Source organism: Rhizobium sp. SVR5-2C (assembly GCF_056755115.1).
In genome coordinates, this window is record NZ_JBNDHT010000280.1 from 1 (window position 1) to 1770 (window position 1770).

Consider the following 1770-nt stretch of genomic DNA (forward strand, 5'->3'; position numbering starts at 1 on the left):
CCCCCCCCCCCCTCCCACAAAAAGAAACCCACCCCCCCAGATTACTACGCGTCTCGTGGGCTCGGAGATGTGTATAAGAGACAGGCTGGTGGCAGCGCCGCGGCTTCTTCTAAGAAGCCCTTCCCGCAATCAAATGCCAAAAAATCCGGCCGCGGCGACGCGGCCGGATTTTTATATGCCGGCGTCCTCAGCGGACCCTATGTACCGGTATTTCGCAGCAGGCCAAGCGTCTCCGAGCGGCGAGGAGACGAGTTTACAGAACCGGATTGCTCGGACGGGACACATATCCATTCGGGATGACTTCGGTCATGGATCGCGTAGCCGTTCGCCTTGAAAATCTCGACCACTTCGTCCGCATTTTCTGTAACTTCCACCACGACCAGTGGCCGTATCTCCGACAGACAACGCAGGCTTCCCTGAAGCACAAGCCTTTCGGCCCCCTCCACATCGATCTTAAGCAAAGCCGGACGAAGGCCCGTGGCTGCCAGAAACGTGTCGAGCTGAACCATATCAACGCGGACACGTTCCATCATGGCATTACTGAAAGCATTTGCGCGATTCTGCTGAAAATTCTTGTAGTCTTTATTCAGGGAGTTGTTCTGCCCCGAAAGCGACTCGATCCAAAAGTCGACAACCCCGTCTCGATCGCCGCATGCGGCCTCGATGATCTCTACATTGGAAAAGGATTCGGTATTTTTTTGCAGATACGGAACGTTGTTGGGGCCAGGTTCGAAAACCACCACCCTTCCCGCATCACCGACGAGTTTTCTCAAGTGAATCGAAAGATAGCCGATGTGGGCACCGATTTCGATAACCGTATCGCCAGCCTTTACAAGCTGCGCGAGCCTCTCCATGACATGCCGCTCGCGCCGCTTTCCTTTGAACCAATATCCGCGATGCTTATAGGCGTGCAGGCTCAGCGAAACATCAGGCCACCAATGATGCTGAACAACGATATCGCCCGGCCCCAACACTCGAAGCACATAGAGTGCAATCCGCCGGAGAAAGCGGTATCTGGCTAGCCTTTGCAGTGGCATTGCAAAGCCTCCGTATTCAAAGACCGAATATAGGAAAAGACCTATGTAAACTCTGACGCAGCGGATCAGTTCCCGCCTTTTTCAGCCATCTTGCGATAGCCGTTGCAGCACCTGCATGGCTTCTGCTGCACGATGCTCGGGCACGAAGAGATGGTCGTGATAGAAGGCGGAGACCGGGTTTACACCCATTCCGGCTTCCGCCAGGCGGGCCGTGATCGCCGCGAGGAACCCCACCGCATCCAGCGAAGAATGGATGTCCAGCGTTATCATCCGCGAGCGGAATGTTCCGGCAAGCCCGGCGCGAAGGGCCGCGCTCTCCTCCAGGATCAGGGTTACTCCCTCCGCTTCCCGGAACGTCATCACCGCCTCAAGTCTGGCCGGAAGGTCCGCCCCGTCCGGCATAGTCGCAAAGACGTAGGTCGCGTCCTGCAGCCTCGGCTGCATCGACGCCAGAAGCCGGTTGAGGCTGGTTTCGCCGGACATTCGCCTGTTCTCCGTTGGCGCGACCAGACTGAGCGAGTTTCTTCCGTAACGTCAAATGGATTTGGAATCGGAACGTTTGCTGGACGGTCCGCCACCACCGCCCACCCCAAGCTCCCTCATTCCTGTGCTTGTCACAGGAATGAGGGTGGAGAAGGCATCCTCGCCGCCCCCTCCCTCTCCCCTCGGGGAGAGGATACAAAATCTTGCCCTTGGCCATCGGCCAAGGCTTAGATTTTGTTGGTGAGGGGGA

General features: G+C 57.1%; 2 protein-coding genes. Both read right to left on the reverse strand.

The features are described from left to right. Positions 1-197: 197 nt before the first annotated feature. Positions 198-1037 (reverse strand): FkbM family methyltransferase, encoded by an 840-nt coding sequence (locus tag ACPYOI_RS35590; RefSeq protein WP_481424114.1) that lies wholly within the window; start codon positions 1035-1037, stop codon positions 198-200. A gap of 81 nt (positions 1038-1118) precedes the next feature. Beyond that, positions 1119-1520 (reverse strand): ACT domain-containing protein, encoded by a 402-nt coding sequence (locus ACPYOI_RS35595; protein WP_481417930.1) that lies wholly within the window; start codon positions 1518-1520, stop codon positions 1119-1121. Positions 1521-1770 lie beyond the last annotated feature (250 nt).